The 12,803-nt window shown below is 63.2% G+C and carries 12 protein-coding genes; 8 read left to right on the forward strand and 4 right to left on the reverse strand.

The features are described from left to right. Positions 1-27 precede the first annotated feature (27 nt). The gene (locus NKI58_RS27405; RefSeq protein ID WP_352588960.1) at positions 28-531 is read left to right on the forward strand and encodes a YbhB/YbcL family Raf kinase inhibitor-like protein; all 504 of its coding nucleotides are present in this window, start codon (positions 28-30) and stop codon (positions 529-531) included. A gap of 153 nt (positions 532-684) precedes the next feature. On the opposite strand, the gene cyoD is transcribed toward NKI58_RS27405, so the two are convergent. The 4 genes from cyoD to cyoA are packed head-to-tail and all read right to left on the reverse strand — an operon-like array spanning position 685 to position 4,689. Next, the gene (gene cyoD, locus NKI58_RS27410) at positions 685-1,113 is read right to left on the reverse strand and encodes a cytochrome o ubiquinol oxidase subunit IV (RefSeq protein ID WP_023677049.1); all 429 of its coding nucleotides are present in this window, start codon (positions 1,111-1,113) and stop codon (positions 685-687) included. Beyond that, positions 1,110-1,760 (reverse strand): cytochrome o ubiquinol oxidase subunit III, encoded by a 651-nt coding sequence (cyoC, locus tag NKI58_RS27415; protein ID WP_023677048.1) that lies wholly within the window; start codon positions 1,758-1,760, stop codon positions 1,110-1,112. The genes cyoD and cyoC overlap by 4 nt, the downstream gene beginning before the upstream one ends. Next, complete coding sequence (gene cyoB, locus NKI58_RS27420) at positions 1,757-3,763, reverse strand: cytochrome o ubiquinol oxidase subunit I (protein WP_023677047.1); 2,007 nt, start codon at positions 3,761-3,763, stop codon at positions 1,757-1,759. Before cyoB ends, cyoC begins: the two co-directional genes overlap by 4 nt. A gap of 2 nt (positions 3,764-3,765) precedes the next feature. Continuing rightward, positions 3,766-4,689 (reverse strand): ubiquinol oxidase subunit II, encoded by a 924-nt coding sequence (cyoA, locus tag NKI58_RS27425; RefSeq protein ID WP_352827425.1) that lies wholly within the window; start codon positions 4,687-4,689, stop codon positions 3,766-3,768. A gap of 590 nt (positions 4,690-5,279) precedes the next feature. Between cyoA and NKI58_RS27430 the strand changes: the two genes are divergently transcribed. The 7 genes from NKI58_RS27430 (at position 5,280) to NKI58_RS27460 (ending at position 12,785) form a co-directional block, all read left to right on the forward strand. Continuing rightward, positions 5,280-6,422 carry an extracellular solute-binding protein gene (locus NKI58_RS27430; protein ID WP_352827427.1) on the forward strand — a complete coding sequence of 381 codons (1,143 nt, stop codon included), beginning with the start codon at positions 5,280-5,282 and terminating at the stop codon, positions 6,420-6,422. Continuing rightward, on the forward strand, positions 6,422-7,273 hold the full coding sequence (locus NKI58_RS27435; protein WP_352449531.1) for an IclR family transcriptional regulator: 852 nt from the start codon (positions 6,422-6,424) through the stop codon (positions 7,271-7,273). Before NKI58_RS27430 ends, NKI58_RS27435 begins: the two co-directional genes overlap by 1 nt. A 23-nt stretch (positions 7,274-7,296) precedes the next feature. After that, complete coding sequence (locus tag NKI58_RS27440) at positions 7,297-8,328, forward strand: sugar ABC transporter substrate-binding protein (protein ID WP_352788106.1); 1,032 nt, start codon at positions 7,297-7,299, stop codon at positions 8,326-8,328. A 138-nt stretch (positions 8,329-8,466) separates the two neighbouring features. Then, positions 8,467-9,450 (forward strand): ABC transporter permease, encoded by a 984-nt coding sequence (locus NKI58_RS27445; protein WP_352577648.1) that lies wholly within the window; start codon positions 8,467-8,469, stop codon positions 9,448-9,450. Further along, positions 9,440-10,972, forward strand: coding sequence for a sugar ABC transporter ATP-binding protein (locus tag NKI58_RS27450; RefSeq protein WP_352637330.1), 1,533 nt, complete (start codon positions 9,440-9,442; stop codon positions 10,970-10,972). The genes NKI58_RS27445 and NKI58_RS27450 overlap by 11 nt, the downstream gene beginning before the upstream one ends. Positions 10,973-11,002: 30 nt before the next feature. Next, positions 11,003-11,998 (forward strand): ABC transporter permease, encoded by a 996-nt coding sequence (locus NKI58_RS27455; protein WP_352501149.1) that lies wholly within the window; start codon positions 11,003-11,005, stop codon positions 11,996-11,998. A gap of 1 nt (position 11,999) precedes the next feature. Beyond that, the gene (locus NKI58_RS27460; protein WP_352788111.1) at positions 12,000-12,785 is read left to right on the forward strand and encodes an SDR family NAD(P)-dependent oxidoreductase; all 786 of its coding nucleotides are present in this window, start codon (positions 12,000-12,002) and stop codon (positions 12,783-12,785) included. The last annotated feature ends 18 nt before the right edge of the window (positions 12,786-12,803 follow it).

Below are 12,803 nucleotides of genomic sequence, written 5' to 3' on the forward strand. Positions count from 1 at the left end.
GCTGCCCGGAACATCGGTGGCTCGCGGTTGTTATGCGGGAACCTCAGCCAGGGAGATCGAGACCATGGCTTTCACGCTCAAAGCTCTGCCTTTGCCGATGGCGAAAAAATACCGCCGCGCTATTCCCGCGACGGCGGCAACGTCTCGCCGCCATTGGAGTGGACGGACGCGCCGCAAGGAACCAAAAGCTTCGTCCTGGCCGTCGAGGACCCCGACGCCCCTTCAGGCATGTTCCGTCATTGGGCGGTCTACGACATCGACGCACAGCGGAACTTTCTTCCCGAAGGCACGACCGCCGGCGCCAAGACCGAGAGCCTCGGACACGGCGTCAATGATTTCGGCAATCCTCATTATGACGGCCCCCAGCCGCCGCCTGGGCATGGGCTCCACCATTACCATTTCCGGCTTCTTGCGGTCGACGTCGAGACGCTGCGTCTCGACGAGAAGGCTGCCGTCGAAGACGTGCTGAAACAGGCCGCGCCGCACGTCGTGGGAGAGGCCGAGCTCGTCGGCACATTCGAACGGGCTTGAGACCGGAGCTCGCTGTCGCATGAACTGCGGCGAACGGCCGGAATAATCGCTAAAGCGCGTCGCGTTCGATCGGCCTCATGCGACGCGCTTTAGATTCTTGTTTTTACGCATGTCGTTATCACAAAACCGCTGCACACTTTTGCGCGACATGCATCAGCGGTTCATGTTCATGATCGCGTTCATCGGCATCAAATTGTGGTCGAGGTTGGCCATGATCCAGATCGAGCCGCCAATCACCAGAACTACGATCAGCACGCCGAAGGCAAGCGCTAGAGCGTTGTTGGTGTTGTCCGGCCCCGTCGTGATGTGCAGGAAGAAGACGAGATGCACGCCCATCTGGGCGATCGCAAGCACGACCAGCGCCACCGGAATGCCGGGTGCCCATATCAGGTTGGTTCCGAGCAACCAGAACGAGGCGATGGTCAACAGCGTTGCCAGCCCGAGGCCGATCACATAGCCGCGTAGCCCGGATCCGACTTCGGTGTCGCCGAGGTATTCGTCACCCGGCGCCGTATCGATGTCGTAGCGCTCCAGCCCATCGGTGTCGCGCCGTTGCGCGTGGCGATCGTCCGCATTGCTCATCGACTTGCTCCCAGGAGATAGACCACCGTGAACAGGGCGACCCAGATGATGTCGAGGGCGTGCCAGAACAGGCTGAAGCACATGAAACGCCGAAGAATATCGTCACGGAATCCCTTGGCGAAGATCTGCGCCATCATCGTGAGCAGCCACAGCAGCCCCGCCGTCACGTGAAGGCCATGGCATCCAACCAGCGTGAAGAACGCCGACAGGAAAGCACTGCGCGTCGGTCCGGCATCGCGGGCAACCATATGGGCGAACTCGCGCAACTCGAGCAGGATGAAGCTGGCGCCGAGCACGAAAGTGACAGCCATCGCGACATAGAACCAGGAGCTTCGCCGCGCTGTCACGGCGAGGCTGGCGAGACCGCAGGTAAAACTCGACAAAAGCAGGGCCGCCGTCTCGATCGCGACGTTGCGCAGGTCGAACAGCTCGGCCCCGCTTGGTCCGCCCGCCGTCTTGCCCGCCAGCACGGCGTAGGCCGCGAAGAAGGCCGAGAACATCACGATGTCGCTCAGGAGGAAGATCCAGAAGCCGTAGCCGACGACGATCCGGATCGGTGCCGGGCCGCCGTCGCCGTGGCCAGGTGCATGGCCGTGCCCGCCATGGAGGCGGTAAGGGTCACGCTCTCGAACATCGATCGCGGTCATGGCCTTGGCCCTGTGTAGGTAACCAGCGCCTCGCGGCGGGCACTTCGGTTGGCGCGGTCGATCCGGGCGACTTCGGCGGCAGGAATGACGTATTCGGGGATGTCGCGCCACGCGAATACGACGAAGGTGGCCAAAGCACCGAGAGCGCCGAGCGCCACCATCCACCAGATGTGCCAGATGAGGGCAAAACCCATTACGGTCGCAAAGAAGGCGCAGATGAACCCGGTGGGACTGTTGCGCGGCATCTCGATCGGCTCGTAGTCAGGCTCGTCGCGCAGCCGGTTTTGCTCGCGTGCCCGCTGCTTGATGCTCCAGTAGGGCTCTTCGCCCTCGACATGCGGAAGCGCGGCGAAGTTGAAGACCGGCGGCGGCGAGGGCGTGGCCCATTCCAGCGAGCGGCCGTCCCAGGGATCTCCGGTGGCGTCGCGAAGCGCCGCGCGCTGCCGGATGCTGACGACGAGCTGTACGATCTGCGCGACCACGCCGGCGGTAGTGATTAACATGCCGACGCCGGCAGCCAGCACCCAGGGATACCATGCCGACACGTCGAAATGCTGCATTCGGCGGGTCATGCCGAGCAGGCCAACAGCGTAGAGCGGCACGAAAGTGACGTAGAAGCCGATCAGAGTCAGCCAGAAGGCCAGCTTGCCCCAGCCCTCGTGCAGCCGGAAACCGAATGCCTTTGGAAACCAGTAGGTATATCCCGCGAAGGCGCCGAACAGCACACCGCCGATGATGACGTTGTGGAAATGCGCCACCAGGAACAGGCTGTTGTGGAGCAGGAAATCGGCCGGCGGCACGGCCAGCAACACGCCCGTCATACCGCCGATGACGAACGTCACCATAAAGCCCAGCGACCACAGCATTGGCGTCGCGAAGCGGATGCGGCCGCCATACATGGTGAACATCCAGTTGTAGATCTTCACGCCGGTACCGACAGCAATGATGCTGGTGGCGATGCCGAACGCGGCGTTGACGTCGGCGCCGGCGCCCATGGTGAAGAAGTGGTGCAGCCACACCATGAAGGAGACGATGCAGATGAAGAGCGTCGCGGCCACCATCGAGCGGTAGCCGAACAGCGGCTTGCTGGAGAAGGTGGAGATGACCTCCGAGAAGATGCCGAACGCCGGCAGGACGAGGATATAGACCTCGGGATGGCCCCAGGCCCAGATCAGGTTCACGAACATCAACATGTTGCCGCCGGCTTCATTGGTGAAGAAATGAAAGCCGAAATAGCGGTCGAGCGTCAGCATCGCGAGCGTGGCGGTGAGGATCGGGAAGGCGGCGACGATGAGCAGGCTGGCGGCGAGTGAGGTCCAGCAGAACATCGACATGCGCAGGTAGCTCATGCCGGGCGCCCGCATCTTCAGGATCGTGGTGACGAAATTGATCCCGGTGAGCAGCGTTCCGACGCCCGATATCTGCACCGCCCACAGATAATAGTCGACGCCGACGCCCGGTGAGTAGGCGGTCTCGCTGAGCGGCGGGTAGGGCAGCCATCCGGTACGGGCGAATTCTCCGATCACCAGCGAGATGTTGACCAACAGCGCACCGGTGGCGGTGAGCCAGAAGCTCACCGAGTTGAGCGTCGGAAAGGCAACGTCGCGGACGCCGAGCTGCAGCGGCACGACCAGGTTCATCAGTCCGATGACGAACGGCATCGCCCCGAAAAAGATCATGATGGTGCCGTGGGCGGAAAAGACCTGGTTGAAGTGATCGGGCGGCAGATAGCCGGGCGCCTGGAAGGCGAGGGCTTGCTGGGACCGCATCATGACGGCGTCGCTGAAGCCGCGCAGCAGCATCAGCAGCGCCAGCAGCGTGTACATGACGCCGATCCGCTTGTGATCGACGCTGGTGATCCATTCGCGCCACAGATAGGGGAAATGGCCGGCCAGGAAGACCCAGGCCAGCACGCCGAGGATTGCCAGGGCGACGACCGCCGAGGCGATCATCGGCAGAGGCTGATCGAACGGAATGACGTCCCAGCTCAATTTTCCGAGCATTGTCAGCCTCCTGTCTTGGGCGATACGCTCGGCTCGGGGCGACCGGCCTGGGGACCGGGCGCGGGCGGAACGCCCTGCGTCGCGATTTCATGGAAAAGGTTCGGCTCGACCGAGCGATAGGTCGAAGGCGGCACGTCGATGCTCTGTCTGGCTAGTTCCTGGTAGCTGGCCTTGTCGAGTGCCTGTCCCTGGCTTCGCGCCGAATTGACGAACGCGTCGAAGGCATCCGCTGCGACTGCATGCAGCACGAATTGCATGCCTGGAAAACCGTCACCGCTGAAATGGGCCGACCGCCCATAAAATTCGCCCGGCTGATCCGCCTGCAGGTGAAGCTGCGTCGTCATGCCATTCATCGTATAGATCATGCCGCCAAGCTGAGGCACGAAGAACGCGTTCATGACGCTTGCCGAGGTAAGCGAGAAATGCACCGGCCTGCCCGCCGGCACCACGAGCTGGTTGATGCTCGCGACATTCTGCTCGGGGTAGATGAACAGCCATTTCCAGTCGAGCGAGACGACCTGCACCTCAAGCGGCTTTTGCTGCGAATCCAGCGGCTTCATTGGATCGAGGTCATGCGACCCGATCCAGATGATGCCGCTCAGAAACAGGATGACGAGGATGGGGATCGACCAGACCACCAGTTCGATTCGTCCGGAATAGGCCCATTCCGGCAGGTACCGCGCTCTTGTGTTGGTTTCCCGGAACCACCAGGCAAAGCCGAGCGTCGCCACGATCGTCGGGATGACGATGGCCAGCATGATAGCAACCGAATTGAGCAGGATCGTCCGCTGCGCCGCCCCCACCGGCCCTTGCGGATCGAGCACGCCGCCCTGGCAGCCGGCAAGCAGCCCGACCAGCAAAATCGTCGCGCCGAGGCAGCCAAGACGGATGGCGGCACAGTTTCGAACGATCACCCTCAGCAGCATGAGATCTCGCCGTTTCCTGAAAACCGATTGGAACGTTGCAGGCAGCGTGGCTGCCAACCCCGAATGTGCGCGCCGGTGTGCTCCTGGCGACAGTTTCTTCACGCACGCGGCTCCGGCTGGCAGAACCGCATGCGGCGGACGTCATCGTTAAGCGGTCGACCTGTCGAGAACCCCTCCAAATCCCAAGCAACCAGAGCCAAATCCTAAGGAACCAGAAACAATACCCAGATCGAAGTTATCGCCAGAACGCGGCGAATGCCAAGGCGGTAAACCGGTTCATGGCCGCGCCCACGGTTGGTCCATTTAGTCCGCTCCCTGCGACGTGGCTGCTGATTCCAGTGATGCTGCTCCAGATGGCTGCGCCAACCGAACGAATGTTCGTCGCGAAAGTTCCCCAAAAGCCAGATCCATCGCAGCCTTTGGTTGCAGGCCGGCGGCAACGCGATGCGCACCAAGGATGGTTGGGCGGCTTTCTCGCCAAACGGAAGCGAGGACTAGCTTTGCGTATGTAAAAACTACTTGTCTAGGTGAAAATAGTTGCTACTAATCGGCTGGGCCGGCGCATGGCCGCCTCTGGGAGGAATTTCGGCATGACAAGACTGCGCGGCCTCGCGTGGGATCACCGACGCTGCTGGGGTCCGCTCGACGCCAGCATCGGGCCGTATTGTGCCGCCAATCCCGGTCTTGAGATCGAATGGGACCGCCGCAGCCTCTACGAATTCGGCGAGGGCGCGCTTGGTCCGGTGCTCGGCGCCTATGATCTTGTCGTGTTCGACCATCCGTTCATCGGCGATATCGCCGAAGGCGGGCTGATGGTGCCGTTCGATTTGTCGGCCGAGCAGCGCCGCGGCTTCGAACGGGATTCGGTTGGCGCGTCCTGGCAATCCTACGCAAGGGACGGGCTTCAATGGGCGTTGCCGATCGATGCTGCCTGTCAGGTTGCCTCGTATCGCCCCGATCTCCTGGAGCGCTACGGACCGCTGCCGCGCAGCCATGACGAGGTGCTGGAGCTCGGCCGGCGCGCCTTGAAGGACGGCAAATGGCTTGGGCTGCCGTTGGTGCCGACTGACGCCATGTGCCTGCTTTTGACGCTGGGTGAGCCCCGGGAAGACGGCGACGAGTTCATCGCCGGGGAAAAAATCGCGCAGGCCGTCGGGCAATTGCGCCAGCTTGCGGCGCTGTCGCATCCGAACTCGCCGAAATGGAACCCGATCCGTTGCTACGATCACATGATCGCGCATGACGACGTGGTCTACGTGCCGTTCGCCTTCGGCTATGTGAACTACGCCTCTAAGGCAGACAGGCCGTATCTGCGCTTCGCCGACGTGCCGACGCCGCGATCCGCCGGCGCCTTGCTCGGCGGCGCCGGCATCGGCGTCAGCGCCCAATCGAAACACAAGCAGGCAGCCATCGATTACGCGCTATTTCTGTGCTCGCCCGGCTATCAGCGCGGCGACTATGTGAAATCCGGCGGACAGCCGGGGTCGCTGGCGGCGTGGCAGGATACCGAGGTCAACGCTCTCTCGGGCGGCTTCTTCGCCTCGACGCTGGCGACGATCGAAGCCTCCTATCTGCGCCCGACCCATCCGGGCTTCATCAGCTTCTTCCGCCAATGCGCCCCTCATGCCGCGGCGGCGATCGCCGGCGAATTGCAGGCGGCCGAGCTCGCGGATCGGCTGAACCGGCTCTATCGCGAGACCAGGCATGGCCAGCCGCAACGGAGCGTCGCGTAATGGCCGCCGATATTGCCCAGATCGTCGACGAAGGCGAAAGCGGCCGCAACGGCTATCGGGTGCCCGCTGTGGAGAAGGCGCTCGACATACTGGAATTCATGGCTGCCAGCGGCGAGCCGCTGACCCAGACCGAGATCGCCACCGGAATGGGGCGCTCCATTCACGAGATCTACCGCATCCTGCTGTTGCTGGAGAAGCGCGGCTACATTTTCCGGACGCAATCGGACCGCTTCCGCCTGTCGCTGAAGCTGTTCGAGCTGGCGCATATGCATCCCCCGGTGAACCGCCTGGTCGAATGTGCGCTGCCGGTGATGCGCGGCCTCGCCGCCAATGCCGACCAGAGCTGCCATCTGGTCGTGCGCGAAGGCGAGAGCGCACTGGTCGTGCTGCAGATCGATTCGCCTTTGCCGATGCGTTATTCGGTTGCCCTTGGCTCGCATTTCCCGATACTCGAAACGAGCTCCGGCGCGGTGCTGCTGGCGCATTCGAGCCGCGCCGAGCGTGACCGCATCGTCGAACGGATCGTCGCCGCAGGCGAAGGCCAAGGCAGCCGGGCGGAAATCGAAGCGCGGCTGAACGAGGTCGCAAGGCTCGGCTATGAAATGCGCGCCTCGCTGGCTGTCGAGGGCTGCACCAACATCTCGATGCCGGTGCGCGACCATACCGGCGCCGTCATTGCCGCGCTCACCGTCCCCTTCCTGCCGCAAAAGGCCGCCCGCTTCGATCGCAGCACCGTATTCGAGCGGACGAAGGCAGCGGCCGAGACGATATCGGCGGCGCTGGGCGCGGGCGAAGCTGCCGCCTCTTCACGTGCCGACCCGGAACGGCGGGACTATCCGTTCAGCAACTGACAAGAAATACAGGGAGAAGAAACATGAACTGGTCCAAATCGATGCTGTTTGCCTCGGCGGCGGTGCTGGCTCTGAGCGCCGCCGCGGCACACGCCGAAAACATGCCGAAGCGCATCGGCTACGTCACCAACTACGCCACGCATGAGTGGTATCAGAACGTCATCAAGGGCATGCAGTCCCGCGCCAAAGAACTCGGTATCGAGCTCGAGGTGCAGGACGCCAATCTGGACGTTGCCAAGGAGGTCTCCGCCGCCGAAGATTTCATGGCCAAGGGCGTCGACGTCCTGATCATCACGCCCGTCAACGAGGAAGGCGTCGTGCCGCTGCTGCGCCAGGCGAAATCCAACAACGTTCCAGTCGTGCTCGAAGGCAATCCGGTCAAGGGCATGACCACAATGGTCGCGATCTGCGACTACGACACCGGCTACACCGCCGGCGTCGAAGCCGGCAAATACGCCAAGGAAAAGCTCGAAGGCAAAGCCAAGGTGATGAATGTCGGCCTGCCGCTGCTGTCCGCCACGGTGCTGCGGTCGCAGGGTTTCATGGATGGCCTCAAGACCATCATCCCCGACGCGGTCATGGTCCACGACCTCGACGGTGGCGGCAATCCCGATCGCGCGCTCGAGGTCTCTTCGGCGGCACTTGCCAAGAACGCCGACATCAACATCATCTACGGCATCAACGATTCCTCCTCGCTCGGCGGCCTTCAGGCCTGGAAAGCGGCCGGCAAGTCGCAGGACGGCCTGTTGACGGTCGGCACCGGCGGCGAAGGCCTCGCCTTCATGAATGCAATGCAGAACGAGCCGTCCTATCGCATCGAAGCCGCGATGTTCCCTGAAAAGGAAGGCTACACCGCCATCGATGCAGCGGTTAAGCTCTTCAACGGCGAAGAGGTGCCGGAACACATCGTCAGCCCGACCGCGCCGATGAACGGCGACGACTGGAACAAGTTCTACGACTACGATGGCACCACACGCAAAATCAAATGGGATGCCGTCAATGCGCTTCAGCCACCGGAAAAATGCATGAAAACTTCCGCCGATCTGAAGAAGTAAGGATTCCGGCTAGCCCTTCCCGCGCGGCGGGAAGGGCATCGGATCGGATGCCGACGGCAAAACAGGTCAACCGCCCTGTTTTGGCCGGCAGTTTCCAGACGGCGACGGCACCCGATGCGGCCCGGAAATGAAATGGACATGAGCGAGCTTACGCAATCCTCCGCGCCAAGGCGTTTCATCGGCGGCCAGCTGCTGGGCAGCAGCCAGCTGGTGCTCGGCGTGATCCTGGCCGTGCTCTGCATGGCCATCTCGATTGCCGCGCCGCAATTCTATTCCGAGGCCAACATCATCGCCATCCTGCGCCAATGCGCGCTGGTGCTGATCGTCGCCTCCGGCATGACGATGCTGATCATCACCGCGGAAGTCGACCTGTCGGTCGGTGCATCGCTGGCTTTTGTCGGCTGCATCGGCATGGCCGTGCTCAATTCAACGCACAGCCTGACGCTCGGCCTGCTGGCGGCGCTCGCCTTTGCCGGTGCCGTCGGGCTGTTCAACGGGCTGGTCGTCACCAGGCTCAAGGTGAACTCGCTGATCGCCACGATCGGCACCATGATGATGCTGCAGGGCGGCGTCTATCTGTTCACCCGCGAGGCGGTGCAGAACCACCACCGGCTTGCAAGCTTCACCGATCTCGGCGCCGGCTATCTCGGCGCGATCCCGCTGCCCGTGGTCGTTGCCGCGCTGATTTTCGCGCTGGCCGCGGCAACGCTGCGCTTCACCACGCTCGGCCGTTATCTCTACGCTGTCGGCGCCAATGAGCGAGCGGTCCGCCTCTCCGGCGTGCGCTCGCAACGGCTGAAGCTGTTCGCCTTCGTCGTCACCGGCCTGTGCGTCGGCGTCGCCGGCATGATCCTGTCGTCGCTGATGAATGCCGGCCAGCCGACCGCCGGCCGCGGCTTCGAGCTGACGGTGATTGCCGCCGTCATCCTCGGCGGCACCAGCCTGCTTGGCGGCCGCGGTTCGCTGCTCGGCACGTTGCTTGGAGTGCTCGTGCTGAAGGTCATCGACAACGGCATCATCATCCTCGGCTGGAACCAGGATCTGCAGATGGTGGTGCCTGGAATCGTCATCATCCTGGCGACCTATCTCGACATCGTGCGGAACAGAGCCAATGTCGGTTGATTTCCTTCACCCCGGCGAAACCGTGGCTGTCGACAAAAGCGTGCCGGCGCTGGAGATGCGCGGTATCGGCAAGCGTTTTCCCGGCGTGGTGGCGCTGGACAATGTCGATCTGACCTTGGAACCCGGCAAAATCCATGCCCTGATGGGCGAGAACGGCGCCGGCAAGTCGACGCTGATCAAGATCATGGCCGGGGTCTACGGCAAGGATGCCGGCACCATCCGCCTGCGCGGCCGCGAGGCCGACATCAAGTCGCCGCGCGATAGCCTGAAAGAGGGCATCAAGGTGGTGTTCCAGGAGATCGCGCTGATCGCCGAATTCAGCGTCGCCGAAAACATCTTCCTCGAAGGCTATCCGACCGGCAAAGGCGGCTCGATCGACTGGAAGAAGATCCGTGCCGATGCGGCCGCTCTGTTCAAGCGTATCGGCTTCAATGTCGACCCGGCGGCGCGCACGGGATCGCTGCCGGTCAGCCAGCAGCAGATGGTCGAGATCGCCCGCGCACTCGCCCATGAGGCCCGCGTCGTGGTGATGGACGAGCCGACCTCCTCGCTGACGCCGAACGAGGTCTCGCTGCTGTTCACCGTCATCCGCCGGCTGGCCGCGCTGGGCATCGCGGTGCTCTATGTCAGCCACAAGCTCGACGAGGTCTTCGAGATCGCCGACACCGTGACCGTGCTGCGCGACGGCCGCCACGTCTCGACCAGGCCGATCGGCGAGCACACCAACGACACGCTGATCCAGGACATGATCGGCCGGCGCATCGAAAACCTGTTCCCTCGTAAGCGCGGCGCGCCGGGCAGCAAGGTCGCGCTTTCCGTTGAAGGGCTCAGCACCGCCAAGAAGCTGAAGGATGTGTCGTTCGAGGCGCATGCCGGCGAGGTCCTCGGCTTCTTCGGCCTGATGGGGGCCGGCCGGACCGAGCTCGCCAAGGCCATCGTCGGCTACGACCCGATCACTTCCGGCGTCATTTCGGTCGATGGCAGCCGGCTGCTGCCGCACGAAACGCACACCGGCGTCCGGCTCGGCATCGGCCTGCTCACCGAGGACCGCAAGAGCGAGGGGCTGATGGGCGAGTTGCCGGTCTACCAGAATGCCAGCCTCGCCTCACTCGGCGCCTTCGCCAGAATGGGCTTCGTCGACAAGGTCAGCGAACGCAAGGCGGTGCAGGACTATGTCGACCGTTTCCGCATCCGGACGCCCAGCCTGTTCCAGCAGGTCAAGAATCTGTCCGGCGGCAATCAGCAGAAAGTGCTGATCTCGCGCTGGCTGATGCGCGGTCTCAAGGTGATCGTCGTCGACGAGCCGACCCGCGGCATCGACGTCGGCGCCAAGTCGGAGATTTTTGCGCTCATCGACCGGCTCGCCGGCGAGGGCCTGGCGGTCGTCATGATGACGTCCGAAATGCCCGAGCTGCTGGGGCTTGCCGACCGCATCGCGGTGATGTGCGAAGGCCGCCTCACCGCGATCATGCCTCGCGACGAGGCCACGCAGGAGAACATCCTCAATGCGGCAATCGGCTAAGACGATGACGCTTCGCAAAGGGACCAAGCGATGAGCCTGGCAAGCACCGACACCATGAAAGCTGGGCCGTCCATGCTGGCGCGGCTCGTCGCGCGCCAGGAATTGGCATTGCTCCTCTGCCTCATTCTGGTGATCGCGTTCTTTTCCTTCACCGCCGAGAATTTCTTCTCCGTGCGCAACATCACCAATGTGCTCGGTCAGGCTTCGCTGGCGCTGACAGCCGGCATCGGCTGCGCCATCGTCTTCATATCAGGCGAGGTCGACATCTCGATCGGCTCGCTGCTGGCGACCATCGCCCTGCCGCTGATCATCATCATGAACGACACGAATTCTCTGCTGCTCGGCATCAGTGGCGCGCTGCTGTTCGGGCTGATCATCGGCGTCGTGAATGGCTATCTGACGGCCTATGCCGGCATCAACTCGCTGATCGTGACCCTGGGCACGATGTTCATCATGCGCGGCGGCGTTTATCTCTATACCGGCCAGCGCGCTATTCCAGACGATGCCGCGCTCGACAGCTTCATCGCGCTGTCGGACGGCCGCCTGTTCAACGTCGTTCCCTATTCGGCTGTCATCGCCATCGTCCTGCTCGCCGTCTTCGCCTACGTGATGCAGCACCGGCCGTTCGGGCGGCAGATCTATGCCGTCGGCGGCAATCCGGAAGTGGCACGGCTGGCGGGTTACGACGTGCGCCGCGTCAAGTTCACCTGCTTCATCATCAGCGCGCTGCTGGCGACGGTAGCCGGCATCATCCTGGCAGCCCGCGTCGGTTCGGCGCAGCATACGGCCGGGCTGAATTTCGAGTTCCAGGTCGTTGCCGCCACCGTGCTTGGCGGGGTGAGCCTTGCCGGCGGCATCGGCAGCCTGACCGGCATGGCGCTCGGCGTGCTGATCCTGCAATTCCTGTCCAACGGCCTGCGCGGCCTCGGCCTGCCGACCGAATGGCAACTGGTCATCACGGGCATGATCATCATTGCCGCCGTTGCCTTCGACGAAGCGAAGCGCCGGCGCGCCATTGGAGGCTGAAATGGATCGTCTCAAAGGGAAAACCGCAATTGTCACCGGCGCCGCCGACGGCATCGGCCACGCGATCAGCGAGGCGATGGCAAGGGAAGGCGCGCATGTCTTCCTTGGCGACATCGCCGACGAGAAGGGTGAAAAATTCGCAGCCGAGCTGCGCGCCGCCGGCCACCGCGCCGACTACGTCCATTGCGACGTGGCGGAGGAGGCCGATATCGTCGCCCTGATCGACGCAGCCATCGGCAAGACCGGCCATCTCGACATTCTCGTCAACAATGCCGCCGTTGCCATCGGCGGCATGCCGGTCCATGAGATGACCGACGAGCAGTGGCACCGGCTGATCGCCGTCAACCTGACCAGCGTGTTCCGCGGCTGCAAATATGCGCTGCCGCATATGATCGCGCAGAAATCGGGCTCGATCATCAACATGGCCTCGGCGCAAGGGCATATCGGGCTCGACGGCTGGACCGCCTATGCCGGCGCCAAGGGTGCGGTGATGGCGATGACGCGCCAGATGGCGGTCGAGTTCGGCCCGCTCAACATCCGCGTCAACTCGATCTCGCCCGGCACCATCAACACGCCAATGAACGATAAACTGGTCAAGGAGATCGGCGGCAACCTCGCCAAGGCCTGGGTGAAGATGCACCCGCTCGGCCGCATCGGCAAACCGTCCGAAGTGGCAGAAGCTGCCGTGTATCTCGCCTCCGACGCCGCCGGCTTCACCACCGGTACCGACCTGCGCGTCGACGGCGGCCTCACCGCAGCACCCCGCTACGTACCCGACCTGCTTTGACAACCAACGAGACATGAA

Origin of the sequence: Mesorhizobium sp. M0522 (assembly GCF_040321085.1) — a bacterium.
Lineage (GTDB): Bacteria > Pseudomonadota > Alphaproteobacteria > Rhizobiales > Rhizobiaceae > Mesorhizobium.

Bases quoted from the DNA above. Each gene is read 5' to 3' on its own strand.
- NKI58_RS27440 (WP_352788106.1), top strand. From the start codon at position 7,297: ATGAACTGGTCCAAATCGATGCTGTTTGCCTCGGCGGCGGTGCTGGCT.
- NKI58_RS27455 (WP_352501149.1), top strand. From the start codon at position 11,003: ATGAGCCTGGCAAGCACCGACACCATGAAAGCTGGGCCGTCCATGCTG.
- NKI58_RS27435 (WP_352449531.1), top strand. From the start codon at position 6,422: ATGGCCGCCGATATTGCCCAGATCGTCGACGAAGGCGAAAGCGGCCGC.
- cyoA (WP_352827425.1), bottom strand. From the start codon at position 4,689: ATGCTGCTGAGGGTGATCGTTCGAAACTGTGCCGCCATCCGTCTTGGC.
- cyoB (WP_023677047.1), bottom strand. From the start codon at position 3,763: ATGCTCGGAAAATTGAGCTGGGACGTCATTCCGTTCGATCAGCCTCTG.
- NKI58_RS27430 (WP_352827427.1), top strand. From the start codon at position 5,280: ATGACAAGACTGCGCGGCCTCGCGTGGGATCACCGACGCTGCTGGGGT.
- cyoC (WP_023677048.1), bottom strand. From the start codon at position 1,760: ATGACCGCGATCGATGTTCGAGAGCGTGACCCTTACCGCCTCCATGGC.
- NKI58_RS27460 (WP_352788111.1), top strand. From the start codon at position 12,000: ATGGATCGTCTCAAAGGGAAAACCGCAATTGTCACCGGCGCCGCCGAC.
- NKI58_RS27445 (WP_352577648.1), top strand. From the start codon at position 8,467: ATGAGCGAGCTTACGCAATCCTCCGCGCCAAGGCGTTTCATCGGCGGC.
- NKI58_RS27450 (WP_352637330.1), top strand. From the start codon at position 9,440: ATGTCGGTTGATTTCCTTCACCCCGGCGAAACCGTGGCTGTCGACAAA.
- cyoD (WP_023677049.1), bottom strand. From the start codon at position 1,113: ATGAGCAATGCGGACGATCGCCACGCGCAACGGCGCGACACCGATGGG.